16 protein-coding genes are annotated in these 18335 nt (G+C 60.3%); 9 read left to right on the top strand and 7 right to left on the bottom strand.

Annotation, left to right across the window (positions count from 1 at the left end; all coding sequences use genetic code 11):
- Positions 1–280, bottom strand: a 280-nt coding sequence (locus tag BGIM_RS65320) for a hypothetical protein (protein ID WP_040892095.1), incomplete at its 3' end; no start/stop codon positions are given.
- A 584-nt stretch (positions 281–864) separates the two neighbouring features.
- Here BGIM_RS65320 and BGIM_RS0143045 point away from each other — a divergent pair.
- From BGIM_RS0143045 to BGIM_RS0143015, 6 genes are all read left to right on the top strand, one after another.
- Positions 865–4179, top strand: coding sequence for a transglutaminase family protein (locus BGIM_RS0143045; RefSeq protein WP_020475776.1), 3315 nt, complete (start codon positions 865–867; stop codon positions 4177–4179).
- Positions 4180–4631: 452 nt separating this feature from the next.
- Positions 4632–5459, top strand: a complete 828-nt coding sequence (locus BGIM_RS0143040; RefSeq protein ID WP_020475775.1) for an N-formylglutamate amidohydrolase — start codon at positions 4632–4634, stop codon at positions 5457–5459.
- Complete coding sequence (locus BGIM_RS0143035) at positions 5456–5659, top strand: hypothetical protein (protein WP_020475774.1); 204 nt, start codon at positions 5456–5458, stop codon at positions 5657–5659. Before BGIM_RS0143040 ends, BGIM_RS0143035 begins: the two co-directional genes overlap by 4 nt.
- A 69-nt stretch (positions 5660–5728) precedes the next feature.
- Positions 5729–7069 carry a c-type cytochrome gene (locus BGIM_RS0143030; RefSeq protein ID WP_029631865.1) on the top strand — a complete coding sequence of 447 codons (1341 nt, stop codon included), beginning with the start codon at positions 5729–5731 and terminating at the stop codon, positions 7067–7069.
- A gap of 22 nt (positions 7070–7091) precedes the next feature.
- Entirely contained in the window at positions 7092–9617 is a 2526-nt protein-coding gene (locus BGIM_RS0143025; protein ID WP_020475772.1) for a WD40 repeat domain-containing protein, read from the top strand.
- Positions 9618–9917: 300 nt separating this feature from the next.
- Positions 9918–10271 carry a c-type cytochrome gene (locus tag BGIM_RS0143015; protein WP_020475770.1) on the top strand — a complete coding sequence of 118 codons (354 nt, stop codon included), beginning with the start codon at positions 9918–9920 and terminating at the stop codon, positions 10269–10271.
- 17 nt (positions 10272–10288) lie between these two features.
- Here the strand turns inward: BGIM_RS0143015 and BGIM_RS0143010 are convergent, their stop codons facing one another.
- The 3 genes from BGIM_RS0143010 to BGIM_RS0143000 all read right to left on the bottom strand — a co-directional run bounded on the left by BGIM_RS0143010 (position 10289) and on the right by BGIM_RS0143000 (position 11755).
- Positions 10289–10600, bottom strand: coding sequence for a type II toxin-antitoxin system RelE/ParE family toxin (locus BGIM_RS0143010; protein WP_020475769.1), 312 nt, complete (start codon positions 10598–10600; stop codon positions 10289–10291).
- Positions 10593–10940: a ribbon-helix-helix domain-containing protein gene (locus BGIM_RS55560; protein WP_020475768.1), complete on the bottom strand. Its 348-nt coding sequence runs from the start codon at positions 10938–10940 to the stop codon at positions 10593–10595. The genes BGIM_RS0143010 and BGIM_RS55560 overlap by 8 nt, the downstream gene beginning before the upstream one ends.
- Positions 10941–11032: 92 nt before the next feature.
- Positions 11033–11755, bottom strand: a complete 723-nt coding sequence (locus tag BGIM_RS0143000) for a hypothetical protein (protein ID WP_020475767.1) — start codon at positions 11753–11755, stop codon at positions 11033–11035.
- 466 nt (positions 11756–12221) lie between these two features.
- Here BGIM_RS0143000 and BGIM_RS0142990 point away from each other — a divergent pair, with 466 nt between their 5' ends.
- A complete protein-coding gene (locus tag BGIM_RS0142990; protein ID WP_040892144.1) occupies positions 12222–13037 on the top strand; it encodes an HAD-IIA family hydrolase in 816 nt (271 codons plus the stop codon).
- Between the two features lie 581 nt (positions 13038–13618).
- Here BGIM_RS0142990 and BGIM_RS0142985 read toward each other — a convergent pair.
- Entirely contained in the window at positions 13619–14071 is a 453-nt protein-coding gene (locus tag BGIM_RS0142985; protein ID WP_029631862.1) for a hypothetical protein, read from the bottom strand.
- Positions 14072–14183: 112 nt separating this feature from the next.
- Positions 14184–14612 (bottom strand): hypothetical protein, encoded by a 429-nt coding sequence (locus tag BGIM_RS0142980; protein ID WP_020475763.1) that lies wholly within the window; start codon positions 14610–14612, stop codon positions 14184–14186.
- Between the two features lie 534 nt (positions 14613–15146).
- Here BGIM_RS0142980 and BGIM_RS64150 point away from each other — a divergent pair.
- Both BGIM_RS64150 and BGIM_RS0142970 read left to right on the top strand, forming a co-directional pair.
- Positions 15147–15305, top strand: a complete 159-nt coding sequence (locus tag BGIM_RS64150; RefSeq protein WP_020475762.1) for a lmo0937 family membrane protein — start codon at positions 15147–15149, stop codon at positions 15303–15305.
- A 313-nt stretch (positions 15306–15618) separates the two neighbouring features.
- The gene (locus tag BGIM_RS0142970; protein ID WP_157369863.1) at positions 15619–17820 is read left to right on the top strand and encodes a beta strand repeat-containing protein; all 2202 of its coding nucleotides are present in this window, start codon (positions 15619–15621) and stop codon (positions 17818–17820) included.
- A gap of 183 nt (positions 17821–18003) precedes the next feature.
- Here BGIM_RS0142970 and BGIM_RS55555 read toward each other — a convergent pair.
- A partial coding sequence (locus tag BGIM_RS55555; RefSeq protein ID WP_040892090.1) for a hypothetical protein occupies positions 18004–18335 on the bottom strand: 332 nt, incomplete at its 5' end.

Below are 18335 nucleotides of genomic sequence, written 5' to 3'. Positions count from 1 at the left end.
ACACGAAGCGGCCCCCCGCCGGCTCCAACGCCAGCATCCGGTCCCGCACCAGAGCCAGCGGCGGCCGTTGGCGAAGGCCCTTGCGGCCGAGAAACCGGCTGATCTGGGCGCGATGACGCGGCTCCGAGGCCACCGACCCCGAGGCTTGCGAGGCGCTCATGCGCCCCCAATGCAAACAAAACGCCGCCACGCAACGAATCACCAGGCCGAGCGCCCGGGGACTCAGGCCGGCCGGACGAAGAAACTGTTTGATTCCGGGGAGTCCTTCTTGCACAATCATGACCGAGACTCCTTCCGGTTGGTGATCACCCGGCCTCACGGCCCAACCGATCCGGCCGGGGGAGTCTCGTTTTTCTATCCCGGCCCACTCTCCTCAGCAAAAAGCGCAACTTCAAAACGCGCCAGCGAGGGTACCGCGATTTCCACCGGTCATACGATTTCCCGACGGGCGATGACCGTGTTTGATGCGGTGTGGCGGGAGAAGGGTGATTGTGCAGATCGCCACACTCATCATGCAAGTTCAACAGACATCTTGGGAATCATTTGCAAATGTTGCCGCTTGATATTGCATTAAGACGATTCGGCATGCCCCCTCTCCTCTTTCCTCCGGCTATTCCGGCCATGCCGGCCCCGCCGGTCCTTTTTCGCATGAATCATCCCCATCACCGCTATGAGTTTGCGGCAAAAACGCTAACATAGCGGCGAATGTTCTCCTGAACATCCGCATGGTGGAATTGGAACCTCTCCCCCAATTTCCGGGCCGTGTGGCTGATTCATGAAATCTTCCCCGAAGTTGGATGACTTCGGCGGTCGACACACAGGATTCGCATGGTTCCGGCGGTTTGATGGGGGAGAGGTTTTTTCATGGCCATTCGCGTCGCGCTCAATCACGTCACCGAATACGACTACGACCGGCCGGTGGAGTTTTCGCCGCACGTCGTGCGGTTGCGGCCGGCCCCGCATTGCCGGACGACGATCGTCAGTTATTCGCTGAAGGTCACCCCGGAAGATCACTTCCTGAACTGGCAGCAAGACCCGTACAGCAATTACCTGGCCCGGTACGTCTTCAACAAACCGGGCCGGAAGTTGCGGGTCGAGGTTGATCTGGTCGTCGAAATGTCGGCCATCAACCCGTTCAACTTCTTCGTCGAAGAGTACGCGGAAAAATCGCCGTTCCAGTACGACGAAGTCACGCTCCGCGAACTGGCCCCGTACATGCTGGCCCCCGAACCCGGCCCGCATCTGAAGAAACTGATTGAAGAGGTGAGGCAGAAAGACCTGCGCACCATCGACTATCTGGTGGCCATCAACCAGAAGATCCAAGGGATGATTAAATATGTCATCCGCATGGAACCCGGCGTGCAGGCGCCGGAAGAAACGCTGGAAGTCTGCAAAGGCTCCTGCCGGGATTCGGCGTGGTTGCAGGTGAATTTGCTTCGTCACCTCGGCTTCGCGGCCCGGTTCGTCTCCGGGTATCTCATCCAACTGACGGCCGATGAAAAATCGCTCGACGGCCCCTCCGGCCCGACCGCCGACTTCACCGATCTCCATGCGTGGACGGAAGTCTATCTGCCGGGCGCCGGGTGGGTCGGGTTTGACGCCACCTCCGGCCTCGCCGCCGGGGAGGGGCATATCCCGCTGGCCTGTTCGGCCGAACCGGTCAGCGCGGCCGCCATCTCCGGGTCGTTCAATTACTCCAAAGACCCGAGCAAGGGCGAGGAAGACGAACTCAAAACCGAGTTCCACTTCTCCATGAGTGTGAAGCGGGTTCTCGAAACGCCCCGCGTGACGCTCCCCTACACGGACGCGCAATGGGCCGAGATTCTGGCCACCGGGCAGAAGGTCGAAGATTACCTTCAATCGGCCGATGTCCGGCTGACGATGGGGGGCGAGCCGACGTTCGTGTCAATTGATGACCGCGACGCCCCGGAATGGAACACTGACGCCTTGGGTGACAAGAAACGCCAGCAAGCCGGTGAATTGCTTCGCCGCATGCGGGATCGCTTCGCCCCGAAGGGGATGCTGTTCTTCGGGCAGGGGAAATGGTATCCGGGGGAGCAACTCCCCCGTTGGGCGCTTGGCTGTTACTGGCGAAAAGACGGCCAGCCGGTTTGGGACGATCCGAGCCTGATTGCCGAGGACAAGAAGGATTACGGCGTCGGCCCGAAAGAGGCCGAGTTGTTCATCAAGACGATGGCGAAGAATCTCACCATCGACCCGGCCCACACCATTCCGGGCTACGAGGACGTTTGGTACTACATGTGGAAGGAACGCCAACTTCCGACGAACGTCGATCCGCTGAAGAACAAGATCGAAGACGAGATGGAGCGGAAGCGGATCGCCAAGATCTTCGACCAAGGCTTGCGCGAGGTGGTCGGCCACGTTCTGCCGATCCGGCGGGCCATTGATGGCTCCCGCTGGCTTTCCGGCAAATGGTTCCTGCGGCGGGAAAATCTGTTCTTGATTCCGGGTGACTCCCCGATGGGCTTCCGGCTGCCGCTGGATTCGCTGCCGTGGGAGGCGCCGGGGCTGAAGGACACGCCGGGCGAATTTGATCCGTCCGTGCCGCGCGGCCCGCTGCCAACCCGGCCGGAACCGGCCACCGTCGTGATGCAACGACCCGGCGATGATCCGGCGAGCCGGAAAAAAGGCCCGGCCGAGTCTCCGGCCCTTGTCCGCACGGCCTTGTGCGTCCAGGCCCGTGATGGCCGGTTGATGGTGTTCCTGCCGCCGCAGAAGACGGCCGAGGATTATCTCGACCTCGTCTATCATGTGGAGCAGACGGCCGCCCAACTCAACCTGCCGGTGCAGTTGGAAGGTTACACCCCTCCGTCGGACGCGCGGTTGGAAAGCTTCCAAGTGACGCCCGACCCCGGCGTCATCGAAGTGAACGTCCACCCGTCCGGCACTTGGGACGAACTGGTCACCAAGACCGAGGCGATTTACGAAGACGCCCGGCAAACCCGCCTGTGCGCGGAGAAGTTCCAAGTGGACGGCCGCCACACCGGCACCGGCGGCGGCAACCACGTCATCTTCGGGGGCGACACCCCGCTTGACAGTCCGATCTTGCGTCGGCCCGATTTGCTCCGCAGCCTCGTGGCTTACTGGCACAATCACCCGTCGCTCTCGTACATCTTCAGCGGCCTGTTCATGGGGCCGACGAGCCAGGCGCCGCGGTTGGACGAAGCCCGGCACGACAGCGTTTACGAGATGGAAATCGCCTTCAAGCAGATCCCCGACCGTGACACGCCGACGATTCAGCCGTGGCTGGTGGACCGGATCTTCCGCCACTTGCTGACCGACCTGACCGGCAACACCCACCGGGCCGAGTTCTGCATCGACAAACTCTATTCCCCGGATTCCTCCTCCGGCCGGCGCGGGCTGTTGGAATTCCGCAGCCTCGAAATGCCGCCCCATGCCCGGATGAGTCTGGCCCAGCAATTGTTGATGCGCTCGTTCGTCGCTCGGTTCTGGAAGGAGCCGTACAACCCGAGCAAACTCGTCCGCTGGGGCACCGGCCTGCACGACCGCTTCTTGCTGCCTTACTTCGCATGGGAAGACTTCAAGGACGTGCTGGACGAAACCCGGAAGGCGGGCTTCGATGTCAAGGAAGAATGGTTCGCCCCGCACTGGGAATTCCGCTTCCCGCAGATCGGGGAATTGGCCCGCCACAACATCAATCTGGAATTGCGGACGGCCATCGAACCGTGGAACGTCCTCGGCGAAGAGTTCGGCGGCACCGGCACCGCCCGGTATGTTGATTCCTCCGTGGAACGAGTCCAAGTGCGGCTCAACGGCCTCACCGACACCCGCCACGTGCTGACGGTGAACGAACGGCCGGTGCCTCTGCACCCGACCGGCACGCACGGCGAATACGTCGCCGGGGTCCGCTACCGGGCCTGGCAGCCGCCAAGCTGCCTGCACCCGACGATTGCCCCCCACGCCCCGCTGGTGTTCGACCTCTACGACACGTGGATGAAACGGGCCGTCGGCGGTTGCACCTACTTCGTGGCCCATCCGGGGGGCCTGTCGCATGAAACGATGCCGGTGAACGCCAACGAGGCCGAGGGCCGCCGGATTTCCCGCTTCATGCCGATGGGCCACACCCCCGGCAGCCAGCCGATTCCGAAGGTGGAACGCCACCCGGAGGCTCCGTTGACGTTGGATTTGCGGACTTGATTGGAGGTTTAAACGGGCATGTTGCGATAAGAAGCAGATATCTGGCAAATCATTCTGGCGATCTTCAATTATCGCATCAAACCGCGTTGATGGTTTTCGCCCCAACGGGGCGCCCGAAAATAGCCAAGGGCGGTTTCCGCCCTTGGGAAGAAACCCTTCCCCCTGATTTTCGCCCCAACGGGGCGACACAACAGGCAAGTGTCGCCCCGTTGGGGCGAAAACTTTATTGATGGGCGATGTGTCCAGGGGCGGCGGCCGCCCCTGGCTATTTTCGAGCGCCCCGTTGGGGCAAAAACCATCAACGCGGTTTGATGCGAACGAAGGGCGTGAACACCGTGCCCGGAAGATTTGCCGCACTTCAAAAACCCATCTCCCCGCCTTCCCGGCCCCGCCTCGCCCTTTGCTCATAAGATACCCCCACCTCTTCCGTCATGCGCCACCGAGTGATCCTCATGCGTTTGCGGTCTGTCTTCTGCCTGTTCACGTTCGTTCTTCCCGCGTTTGCCCAAGATCCCGGCAAACCATCGGAGAAACTTATCGACACCCAAGTCGGGGCGTTGCCCATCATCATCTCCTGCCCGCACGACGGGACGAAGGCCATCCCCGATGTGCCCGTTCGCATGGGCACGGGCATCGAAAAGTTCGTCGTCGTCCGGGACACCAACGCCGGGGCCATCGCCGAGGAACTGGCGAAGGAACTGGAAACCCGCTTCAAGGCGAAGCCGTATTTGGTGATCGCCCGGTTCGGCCGGAAGTATCTTGATGTGAACCGGCCGATGGACGGGGCTTATGAGAACGAAAAGGCGAAGCCCTATTACGAGAGTTATCACGGCCTGCTGAAAGAATACAGCCAGGCGGTGCAGAAGAAGTGGAACCGGGGGCTGCTGCTCGACATCCACGGGCAGGGGGCCGAGAGCGAAACCGTGTTTCGCGGCACCAACGATCTCAAGACCGTGAAGGCCCTCATCACCCGTTACGGCAAGCCGGCCGTCGTCGGGGAGAAAAGCATCCTCGGGCACATGGCCAAAAACGGCGTGAAGATTTTCCCGGCCTGCGACAAGGATGACCCGGAGGACAAGCGATATTCCGGAGGGCACATCGTGCAAACCTACGGCAGCCACACGGCCTACGCCATCGACGCCATCCAACTGGAAACCGGCGGCAAGCAACGCGGCTCCGGACGCAAAGAGTTTGTGACGAAACTGGCCGATGCCGTGGAGGTCTTCGCCCGCGAATACCTGCCGATGGAAGCCGGAAAGAAACCCAAGGCTGACAAATGACCGCCCCGCCCCCCGAACCGCCGAAGAAACTACCGCTGCGGACTTATGTGGGCGGTTTCGCCGCCATGTTTTTCGCCTTTGGGATCATCAATTTCCTGAAGGGGCAGGAAGTCCCTTGGGGCTACCAGCAAACCGGCGGGCTAATCATGGCCGTCGTGGGGATCATTTTGCTTGGCATTGCAAAGTTCGTGTTGAAATAGTTGAAATTCGCCGGGACGCGGCAATACACTTCACATGTCTCCCGTCATTTTGCCCGCGGGGTTTGCCTCATGCTTCGACGATGCTTCCTGATGGCCCTGCTCCTGCCCGGCTCCTGGGCGATGGCCGCCGAACCCTCGGCGGCCGAGCGGGGTTACAAAACCCTGACCGGCAAAGGCTTCATCCCCGCCGCGTGGCGCGAGGCCGCCTACGACAACCTGTGGAAACAATGGCCGGGCGTGACGCAAAAGCCGGCCGATTACGATGCCGCCGTCCGCGACCATTACGGATTGCCGGAGGCGCCGTACCCCAACGGCAAATACCCGATGGGGCTGCGGGCCGGGACACTCTTTTTCATGAAGGGCGTTTCCCTCGATTGCATGCTCTGCCACGGCGGCTCCGTGATGGGCAAGAGTTATGTAGGGTTGGGCAATGCCTCGCTGGACGTTCAGGCGGTGTTTGAAGACTTGTCGCTGGCCGACGGCCGCTCGGGCCGGTTGCCGTTCACCTTTTCCAACGTGCGCGGGACATCGGAAGCCGGGGGAATGGCCGTATATCTGCTGGGGTTTCGCGAGCCGGATTTGAAGGTGGTCCCGAAGCGGAAGGATCTGGGCCTGCACGACGACATGTGCGAAGACACCCCCGCCTGGTGGTTGCTCAAGAAGAAAAAGACCATGTACCACACCGGCGGGGCCGACGCCGCCTCGGTGCGGTCCAAGATGCAATTCATGATGACGCCAATCACGATGGCCAGCGAATTCCACAAGGCCGAACCGGCGTTTCGGGACATCCAAGCCTATCTGAAAACCATCGAGGCCCCGAAGTATCCGCTGCCGATCAACACCGAAATAGCCGACAAGGGCAAGGGGCTGTTTCAGGACAATTGCGCGAAGTGCCACGGCACCTACGGGGAGAAGTGGACCTACCCGAACAAGGTTGTCCCCCTCGCCCAGATCGGCACCGACCCGAAACGATACGAAGGCATCGAAGACAAATTCGGCCTCTATTACAACCAGTCATGGTTCGGCAAGGAACAACCCGGCTGGCTCTTGGACGACATGGCCACCTTCGCCACCGCCGGTTATCAAGCCCCGCCGCTCGATGGCGTCTGGGCCACCGCCCCGTACTTCCACAACGGCAGCGTGCCGACGCTGGACGATGTGTTGAACTCCAAGAACCGGCCAAAACTCTACACGCGATCCTTCCGCACGGATGCGACCGCTTACGACTCGGCAAAAGTGGGCTGGAAGGTCACCCCCGCGAAAGAGGCCGATCCATCGCAACCCCCTTATGAACGCCGGAAGATTTACGACACCTCCAAACCCGGCCGATCCAACGCCGGACACACCTACGGCGACCACCTCACCGATGATGAACGCAAAGCGGTGATTGAATACTTGAAGACGCTGTGAATCAACGGCAAAGGGTGGCCGCATGTTCTCGCTCGTTCGCCCGCTGCTCGCGTGTCTGTTCATCGCCACGCCGGTCCTTGCCCAACCGATTGAGCAAGGGCCGCCGCCCCGGCTGACGGACTCCTACGGCGATCCCCTCCCCGACGGGGCCATCACCCGCTTTGGCTCCCTCCGGCTGCGCCATCCGGGCCTCCGGGATTTCACCATCCTGCCCGACAACAAAACAGCCGTCAGCGTCGGCGACGATCGCATGGTGCGCTGGTGGGACTTGACCGACGGCCGACAGACCAGAAGCGAGAAAATCTCCCAGCCACACAACTCCAAGTTGGTGATCTCCGCCGACGGAACGACCATCGCCGGGGTTTATGATCAAACGCAGATCAAAAAGACGGGGTTCTTCGTATGTGACGCGGCTTCGGGCCGGATCATTTATGAGGTTGTCGATGAAATCATCGGGGGCCTTTCGATTTCCCCAAATGGATCTCATGTGGCGGCCAACAGTCATGATGCCCGTCTGATTCTGGCGGATTGCCGGAACCGCTCGAATCAGCAATTTGAGATGAAAGCCACGGACATAAACTCGATTTTCCGTCAACGGTTCTCACCTGATGGCAAGACGCTCCTGGTCACAGACCTCAATTTCGGAAACAAGGCTTGGGTCTTCGATGTGGCAACCGGCAGGCAATTGTTTTACCGCGAACAAAAAATGATCCAAGCGGTGGTTATTTCCGGCGACCACTCGATGATCGCCATCGCGGCCAGTGTGAACAAAGCTTCTTTTGGGGAATCGGTCATCCGCGTTTTCAATGTGGCCACCGGGAAGGAAGTTTTCGCGACCCGGTCGGAAAGCGCTTCATGGCGCTGCCACCTGGCATTTCATCCCAACGGCAAATCACTGGCGATTTTGCAGGGAAAAAATTCGTCGCTCATCGATTTGGTCACCGGCAAGGCAATCTGTCGGCTGCCCGACAACTTGGGGGGAAACTTCACACCGGACGGTCTCCACATGGCGGACGATGACGGCCATCGAATCGTCATTCGAGACGTCAAGACCGGCGGTGAACGGTTCGGCTCATTGGCGGACTTTGACCGGCACGCTTCGAGTGTTTCGCCGGACGGGCGACGGATTGCGGTGAAAAACGGGCAGGAAGGAAAGATTGGGCTATGGAACACCACGAACGGCCAATTACAGCGACAAATCGACTCTTCTCTCACTCCGAACAACCGACTGGAATGGTCCGGCGATGGCAAGACATTGACGGAAGGCGACCATCAAGGAATGATTCGATCCTGGTCGGTGGCCGCCGGCGGAAAGTTGCTTCATCAGACCCGTGTTGGGCGGTCTCAATGGCTTTTTAGCCAGGAGGATTATTGGCTGACACCCGATGGCGAAGGGGTGATGGCGGCAGATGACCCGGAAAATATTTTTGGATCATCAGGTTGGTTGAGCAGGTGGAACTCCAAGACCGGCGAGCTGACTAATCGATTTGATTGGAAAGCGTACTTGAAATTCCAAGGTTCCCTGCCGGATGGCTCGGCCTTGATGGCGGAAGGGAAGACGAAGTTCGTCTTCGTTGATGCCGAAACCGGGCGGCCGGGCACTGTCCTTCCGAAGCATCATTTGTGGTCATCGTCTTCTGACAGTCGGCTCCACGGGGGATGGACCACCACGGAAGAAGGGGGCCAGTTCCATGTTTGGGAAGTGGCGACGGGGCAAGAGTTGCGATTGATTGACACAAGTGCTTACGCTCGCGCCGCCGGGGCGATCACGCCCGATAATCGGTTTGCCGTTCTGGATGAAGGCGTGAAACTTCTCGTTGTTGATCTGGCCGACGGGAGGGTGTTCAACGAATGGAAAGTGTCCGACATGGGGCGCGATGACGAGGGAGGCAGGCCATTTCGGCACATCCAAGTCATGCCGGGAGGCCGGTCGGTGTTCACCACGCTTCGGAACGGCACGGCCTTGATGTGGGATCTCACGAAGGTGCCGAGGGTGAGACTGAGCGAAACCCACACCGAGGCGGACCTGGCCAAATGGTGGTCGTGGCTGGCCGACCCGGACGCGAAGAGGGCGTATGCCGCGATCTGGCGAATGAACGAAACGCCCCCCGAGATGTTGATTCCCTTCCTGCGGCAACGCCTCCGGCCCGTCGCCACCATCGCGGCCGGCGAGGCGGAGAAGTGGATCGCGGACCTTGACCACCGGGATTATCGGCGACGCGAGACGGCCGCCAAAATGCTGGAAAACGTGGGGCCGTTGATTTTGCCGGAGTTGAGGAAGGCCCGTTTGAAACCCGCCTCCGAGGAGGCCCGCGAGCGGATTGAGAATTTGATCGCCAAGTTTGACGCCGTCGTCCCGCCTCCGGAAACCCTGCGATTCTTGCGGGTGCTGGCCGTGCTGGAAAACATCAAGACGATTGAGTCCCGCCGACTGGTGGCGGAACTCAGCCAGGGCGTTGAGACAGCCCGCGAGACAAAAGCCGCCCGCTTGACGTTGGGCCGAATGGCCGACCCGGAATCATGGCGGGAAGCCCGTCAGCGGGATTGACACCGAATCGCATTGATGACTTGCCAAGGTGAAGTCTCGGAGACCCCCTCCGGCCTTACAAGGGTAGGTCATGCCGGGCGATAAATTCGGTCTCGGAGATTTCCGGGACGGGTTGGGGGACGGGCCAGGCTTCTTGAATCAGCCGTCCGACCGGGGCCACTCCCGCCATCAGTCCCGCGATGATCAATCCCAAGCCGACCCGAAACAAGCGATGCTCCCGAGGGCGTCGAAGACAAGTTCGGCCTCTACTACAACCAGTCATGGTTCCGCAAAGAACAACCCGGCTGGCTGTTGGACGACATGGCCACCTTCGCCACCGCCGGATATCAAGCCCCGCCGCTCGACGGCGTCTGGGCCACGGCCCCGTACTTCCACAACGGCAGCGTGCCGACACTGGACGATGTGCTGAACTCCAAGAACCGGCCAAAACTCTACACCCGATCCTTCCGCACGGACGCAACCGCCTACGATTCGGCAAAGGTTGGCTGGAAGGTCACCCCCGCGAAAGAGGCCGATCCATCACAGCCCCCTTATGAACGCCGAAAGATCTACGACACCTCCAAACCCGGCCGCTCCAACGCCGGGCATACCTACGGCGACCACCTTACGGATGATGAACGCAAGGCCGTGATTGAATACTTGAAGACGCTGTGAGGCCGTGATTGCCGGGGTTATTCGTCTGTGAAAACTATTGAGATGTCTTGCGAGGTGTGCATCACTCGAATCACATTGATTCCAAGAGGTATTGGCTGGTAGAGGAAAATATATTTGCGAAACCGGGCAATCACCGCCCAACGAATTTCCTGTCCTTCCGGGGCGAATTCAAAGGGAGCGCCTGAATAAGGTGATTCTGATATGCGGGACATGGTTTCTTGAGATCGACGCCGGAAACGGTCCGCTCTTTCCGGGTCTTGCTGACGAATATACGCATCAATCCGAATCAAGTCCCGGCGGGCGTCCGGCGTAAGATTGACTTCAGGCATGTTCGGTGGCCTTGGTTCGTTCAAATTCGTCGTCGGCTTCCGCCCAGAGTTTTTTCCATTCTTCGCCGGTCATTTTGATTGGCGGTCCGCTGGCCAAGCCTTTGTCAATAGCTTGTCGCACGGTGTTCATCGCCCGTTCGTATTCATCCGGTTGTTCGGTCTTCAATCGTTCGATTTGATCTTGCATTTGCATTTGTGCTTTGGCTGCCTCGGCCAGGTCGGCATCTTGGCGAATCAGTTCTCGCAAGTATTCCCCGACGGTGGCGAAGCCTCGGGCCAAGTGTTGAGATTCCACAAATGCCCGTTGGTCATCGGTCAATTCTAGCGTTAGTGTGGTCATCTCCGTTTCTCCAATCGCATCCACAACGTTCCGGAGACAATTTTCACAGAAAATCGTCTCCGGAACAATCGATCTTCAAATGGGCCACGCCCTTATCGCTTCGCCCGGACGGCCTCGCCGAGCAGTTCCTTCAACCGCTTGGACACGTCTTCCTTGGTCGTCCGTTCCGTGCGAACTTCGTCGGACATCTTCTTCACGGCGTTCACATAATCCATGTGGACGGCCACCACCCGGTTGAACCGTTCCCGCGTGGCCGGGCCGATGGGGAAGTCCATTTTCCAACCGCCCCCTTCTTTCACCAACTTCACCTGACCGGGCTGCCCGTAATAAAACCCCTGAGTAAACGTCGTGTCGTACTCCCACACGCCGGCCTTGCTGATGTCGAAGGAAGGCTCGTTGGTGGTGAAGGTCGCCAGCCCGGACGAGTCGGTGGCCGATTGCAAAGAGGCCGTGACTGATTTCGGGAACACATCGTTGTAGTAGAGGATGGCCTCGACTTCCTTGGTCATCACGCCGTCTTTTTCCATCCGGTAAGTCAGGTCGTCGATGGCGTTGCCGAGTTGCTTGCCAGCGTCGGCCCCTTTCACCAGTTGTTCCGCGTAATCCTTGGTGCAGTATTTCGCGGCCATCTTGTAATTGCGGTCTTTGATGGCCTTGTTGAAGCGAACCACGCACTCGTCCGGCGTTTTGGCAACCCCGTAGCCGAGGATGTTCGCCTCGTAAAGTTCCATCACCATTTCACGTTTAAACAGATACAGCCCGCCGCCGCCGACAACGGCGACCGCCAGCGCAATAAGGACGACCAAGCGACGCATGAGAGATTCTCCGAAGATCAAAAGACAATGAGTAAGGAAGGGATGAGCAGCATCGCGGGTGATCCGGCCCGCAATGTGAAGTTGAGGCTACCTTGTCCGCGCCGGCGAAGCAAGGGAAGAGGAAAAAAATGCACCATCAACCAATGATCAAAATTCCGGGCGTGCCCGATGATTACGCACCGCTTTCGTTTCCGCGATCTCACGCGAACTTCACCGATGGTCGCAACCGCCCTGATTTCAAGGGTTTGCGTGATCGACCGTCGGCGGCGGACAACACTTGGCACAAGGATTGCTTTAATCAATTCCCGTCTGCCCTCTCACAGATCTCCTCTCCGTAAACGGACGGTCCGCCGCCAATGGCCGGATCGGCCATCCCCCAGCCCTCCCATCAACCGGCCCGACAACGGGACCAGGTTCCTTGACCCACATCAATGGAGACATTGTGAAACACGGCTACTTGATTGACATGGACGGCGTTTTGTACAAGGGATCGCAAATGATCCCCGGCGCGGATTCCTTCATCGCCCAACTGCTGGAACGGGATATTCCGTTTCGATTCCTCACCAACAACAGCCAGCGAACCCGGCGGGACGTGGTCGCCCGTTTGGAACGCATGGGCATTCAGGCCCGCGAAGAACACGTCTTCACCTGCGCGATGGCCACCGCCCGCTTTCTGGCCGACCAGAAGCCGAACGGCACGGCCTTCGTCATCGGCGAGGGGGGCCTGCTCACCGCCCTGCACCAGCACGGCTACGCGGTGGTCGATCACGACCCGGATTATGTGGTCGTCGGCGAAGGGCGGACGTTCAATCTCGAACTGGTGGAGGCCGCGACGCGGATGATCTTCGCCGGGGCCAAGCTGATCGCCACCAACATGGACCCAAGCTGCCCGACCGACAAAGGCATCCGGCCCGGATGCGGCGCGCTGGTCGCCTTGCTAGAGGCCGCCACCGGTCAGAAGGCGTTCAGTGTCGGCAAGCCCAGCCCGATCATGATGCGGGCCGCCCGCAAGGAACTCGGCCTGACCACCGACCAAACGACCATGATCGGCGACACGATGGAAACCGACATCCTCGGCGGCGTCCAACTTGGCTTCCGCACCGTGCTGGTCCTGACCGGCGGCACCAAGCGGGAAGACCTGGACCGCTACGCCTACCGCCCCGATCTGGTGGTGTCGTCCCTCGCCCAGTTCTCCGAAATGCTCTCGGAGGCCGAATGGCAATCCCCCTGGCGCGGCAATGCCCCCGCGAGACGCCGGCCTCTGGCCCATGCGACGGCTTGAAGTTGGGATTTTGCGGTGTTCACAGGTTGGTTTTGGTCTTGGCGAGCCGAGCAGCGTCAGCTGCCGGAGTTTGTCTTGGCGAGCCGAGCAGCGTCAGCTGCCGGGTGGCTCCCGGCAGGGAAGATGCTTCAGCCACGGGTTTGAGTCCGGCTGAGTAAAGGGGAGGCGGCTCGACCACAGCAAGCCACCCGGCAGCTGACGCTGCTCGGCTCGCCAATACCAAAACCACCCGTGAAAACCACAAGACCATTCCGCTGGCCGCCAGTAGGAGTCTGGCATCAAGCTTCCCTCATAATGGGCCATTTTCAACTGGTCAAAATCGCTGCGCATTTGCCCAAAATCATTAAGCGACCCCTTTGTTTTTCTGGGGTTTTTGAAAAATAGTGTTCAGTTGGCCCGCTGTTTTTGTTCACATTTTGGGGTGGAAACTGTCCAAAAATGGTCGCGGGAAGGGTGTTTTTGGCGTTTTCAGGTCACTTTTGGGGTCGATTTTGACCGGTTTGGAAATCCGGAAGACGCGGGGGCTGTAGCGTGTTGGCCGCTTGGAAGACGCTACAGCCCCCGCGTCTCTCACCGGTGTTTCAGCAGCGAAAATCGAGCCCCAGCGAGTACCAGCGGACGATGCCGTCTTCGTCCCGCATGACCATGATGAGCGCGCCCGGATTCTTGAATTGGATCTTGCCCTTGGTGTCGCCGAAGTACCAGTGGACGCCTCCTTTTTTGGTGAAGTCGTCCACGTTGGCGTCCGCCCGGAAGATGCGGACCGAATTGGACCGGAGATAGACATGCGTGCTTTTGCCGTCCGCGATGGCGGAGGTAATCACCACGTCGCGGCCGGGGCCGTTATCGTCAATCTTGGTCTTGAGTTGCTCGGCGAACATGAATGTGCCGAGCGAGCTTAGGGCAAGCTCCAATTCGGGGTCGGCCGGCGGCTTGGGGTCCTTGGCCGACGCCTCGCTCGCGGCCATCAGACCGGTTCCGGCGGCCAGTCCCGCCACGAATCTCACCACGTCTCTCCTGTTCACATCACGCATGGCTGCCTCCTGAATGGTAACGTCAATACGGGGTATTCCGGCCCCGGCACCGGCGGGCGAAGCCAAACACGCCTCATGGCCCGGCATGTCGCCGGGGCGGGCGTCGCACGTTTTAGGGGGCCTTGAACTTCGCGAGGGCGGTGAGGTTTCTCACCGAGACGACGAGGTAGTATTCCTCGCCCGATTTGAGATGCCGATTGTCGAACATGTAATCCGGGTAGTCCTCGACGACGCTCTCCTTCTTCGGGAGTTGCGTCGTGTGAACGTTGAGCCCGAGAATCATCAACGCCTTGCGCACCTCGATGCCGTCCTTGTCCAGGACGGCATAACGATACTCCTCCGACTCAAACGACTGATCGGCCTTGCCGGGCAGGTCGAACCGGAAACGGATCGTCTGCTTCGCATTAACCATGACGTGAAACACCGCATCCAAACGCGGCTTCTCCGTCTCCCGCGCCGACGCCTCGCCGGCACCCAACACACCCGCCACCGCCAACCCCGCCGCCAGTTTCGCGGCGTCCCTTCGATTCAACTCACTCATCGTTCGTCCTCCAAGGGGATGGTCTCGGTACGCATGAACGCCGGGGGCGGTTCACCGACGGAGGTGCCTCGTTACAAAGACGCGCCGGGATGTCAGAAGCATTGCCGCCGTCCTCCGCCGTTTTGCGACAGCGTGGCCCGACTCGGTGTTTTGAAGTTGTGCTTTTTTTGGATTGGGTTTTCGCAGGTTGATTTTGGTATTGGCGAGCCGAGCAGCGTGAGCTGCCGGGTGGCTTGCTGTGGTCGAGCCGCCTCCCCTTTACTCAGCCTGATTCAAACCCGTGGCTGAAGCGCCTTCCCTGCCGGAAGCCACCCGGCAGCTCACGCTGCTCGGCTCGCCAATACCAAGACAAACCCTGTGAAAACCCAAGAAGCGCAACATCAATAACCCGGCAACAGGTGTGATAACTCCCGCTTGGCGCGGTCGCAGCAGGGACGGCGCCGGAATTCCGACCACTTGCCGGACGGGTTGCGATAAGTTTGGGGACAAGGCGGAGTAATATCACACGGCCAGCCCAATCCAACGGAGACCGTGATGCCTCGTTATTCGCTTGAAACCATCATCCTGATTCTGGTGATCCTGTGGTTGCTGGGGGCGTTCATCATGCCCTTCGGCGGCGACCTGATCCACATTCTGCTCGTCGTCCTCTTGATCGTGATTATCTTCCGGGTGGTCGGCGGCCGCCGGCTTTGATGGTGGAGCCGATGCGACTTGGGGTGATGGCAAAACTAAAACAATTCCGGCATCCGTTCGATGCCGGCGTTTCGGATATTCATTTCAACCGGCATTTTCCGCAATCTCTTTGCGGCTCAAGTTCAATGTTCTCTTTTTGGTCAATCAGACATCATGTAAAATCACGTGCCGCAATTGAAACAAGGCGGTGGTTTTCAAACATCACCATCCCCTTGTTTTCTTTCCACCAAAACAATGCTCGCGCCCGGTCGGTCACGGCTTCTCGGCGATCATGTTGTTGCCCAAAATCACCCGCAGCCGGAGTGTTCTCTCCATGCCGAATCTGTTGCAACTGGCCCGGCGATTGTTGGTCCGGAGCGCCTCTCCCCGGCGATCCGCCTCGTTCCTGCGCATCGAGCAACTCGACGACCGGATCACCCCGGCGCTGCTGCTCAACTATGGCGGCGCCGGAACCGCCCTGACGGTCTCGGAAGCCTCGGCGGGCACGGATAACGTCACCGTCACGGAACCCACGGCGGGCACGTTGAAGATCAACCTGAACGGCGCGTTTTTTGACGCCGGGTCATCCACGACGGGCGTGACTTACGAAAACGCCGGGTCGCCCGCGACATCCACGTTCGCCACGATTGACATCAGCGCCGTCAACAACGTCTCCTCGTTCACACTGAACACGGGCGCGAACGACGACACCATCTCTTTCGGCATCGGCAGCAATTCGGCTGGCGGCGTCGGCCAGGTGTCTATTGACGGCGGGGCGGGCACGGACAATCTCACCATCACGACGACGAATTTGGTCGCCGCAGGCACGACCGGCACGTTGACCGCGAATGCGGATGTCATCTCGGCGGGCAACATCACCACTCGGGGGGACATCTCCCTCACCTCCGTCGGCAACCTCAACCTGACCAGCGCCGTGATTTCAAACGCGGGCAACGTGACGCTGACGACAACGGGGGCCGGGGGCAATGTCAACTACGGCGGCTCCGGCTTCTCCAATGCCCAGATCGGCACTGTGACGGTTAACTCGGCCGGTTCGATCATTCACGCGGGCTTGGGCAACGACATCATCGCCCTGGCGGTCGTTCTCCATGCCACCACGGGCATCGGAACCACCGGGAGCAACCATCAATTGCAAATGAGCACGGGAACCCTCACGGCCACCAACAGCGACAGCGGCGGCATTTTCCTGACCACGACCAACAGCGGCAATTTCGGCACCACGGAAGTTTCGCTGGCCAACTCCGCCGCGTCCGGGGTCATCAATCTCAATCAGACCAATGGACAGATTTTACGAATTGAGTCCGCCAGCACGGCCGACGGTTCGATCACCCTCGCCACCGCCTCCCCCTCATCGCCGATCGACATTGATGGCAATGTGAGCGCCGGCGGCGGGGCGGCCGTCAATTTGACCGGCAGCAAGGTCACCCAGACAAGAGTGACGGGACTGGCCAGTCTTCCCATCACGCTCACCGGCCTCCGGCTCGGGACAAACTCTCCGGGCAAGGCATTGACCTATGTTGTCACGCAAAACCCGACGCACGGCACGCTCTCCGGAACCGTGCCGAACCTCACCTACACCGCGAACCCCGGCTACGACGGTCCCGATTCATTCCAGTTCACGACCAACGACGGGGAAACCACCAGCGCCCCGACGACAGTGTTGATCGTGGCCGAACGTCCGGCCATCGCCGCCCTGGCCTCCGTCACTTGGACGGCCGGCCTGGCCGGCTTCACCGACTCGGCGACGATCTCCGGAGGCGCCCCCGGCTACACCTCCATTAACCCGAATTATGACTTGCCCAACGGCGTGGGCGTGTCGATCATCGCCGGAAAAATCGTCCTCTCCGGAACGCCCACGGTCGCCGGGACGTTTCACCCGACCATCTCCATCATGGACGCCGACGGGTTGAAGCTCATCAAGACCTTCACCACCACCATCACGATCAACCCCGCGCTGGCCCTCACCAATCTGTCCACGACCGCGTGGTCGAAAGGCGTGGCCGGTTTCACGGGCAAGATGACGCTCTCCGGCGGCACCGGGGCCACGTCGATCCTGGCGAAAACCGGGTTGCCGCCCGGACTGACGCCCGTTCTCAAGGGCAATGTCGTCTCGTTCACGGGCACGCCGACTACCCTCGGCACGTTCAACGGCAGCATCACCATCAAGGACAGCCTCGGCGCCCAAGTGGTGAAGACGTTCACGATCACCATCGGCCCGCCGATCGTGTTTCCGGCCGGACCGCTTCCCAACTATACCGTGGGAACGGCGTACAGCCAGACGATCAATGTGACCGGAGGCACGGGGGCGCTGACCCTGTCAATCGTGTCGTTGTCGCGGGCGCTGCCGGCCGGGCTGACGCTGACCACGTCGGGATCGAGTTTCATCCTCAGCGGCAAGCCGACTGTCTACGTGGCCCCGATCACAATCACCCTCAATGCGATGGACACGCTGGGGGTGATGAAGACCGTCACTTACACGCTCACGGGGTTTGCCGTGACTCGTCGGGGATTGTAAAAGCGAGGCGAGATCTTTCGGCTCGTTCTTAGAGCAGAGTTCTGGTTCGTGTGGCGGCCCACAGAACCGATTAGCCTTCTCTTACTCGCCACACGCCTCCGAACTCGGCCATTGCCCGTCGGGGAGCCGTTGGACCACCGGGAGTCGCGGTACCCTCGCTGGCGCGTTTTGAAGTTGCGCTTTTTATCCGGCGGTGCGAAACTCGGCCGGGATGGCCTGCCGGAGTTTTCGTCGCAAACGCCGGATTCCGCCGGGTGTTTGCATGGCGCGGGCCAGGTATTCCAAGTCGGCCTGTTCGCTGTGGCGGCGGACCGCCAGGCAGAGGCCGTGGGTTCGCTGGTGTCGCCAGCGCTCTTTCTGCTTCGTCGTCAGGCCGGACTTGGCCAGTTGCCTCGCCCGATGCCACTCCAGCCACAGGAACGTCACCAGGACCAGCTCCAGCCATCCCTCCGTCGCCTCGAACCGGCGCAGGCGGCATTGGGCGAAGCCCAATGTGCTTTTCAACTCCTTGAAGA

This window comes from Zavarzinella formosa DSM 19928, from assembly GCF_000255705.1.
In the GTDB taxonomy this organism is placed as follows: Bacteria; Planctomycetota; Planctomycetia; order Gemmatales; family Gemmataceae; genus Zavarzinella; species Zavarzinella formosa.
The sequence above is the reverse complement of the archived record's forward strand: the minus strand, read 5'-3'. Positions and strand labels throughout refer to the sequence as shown.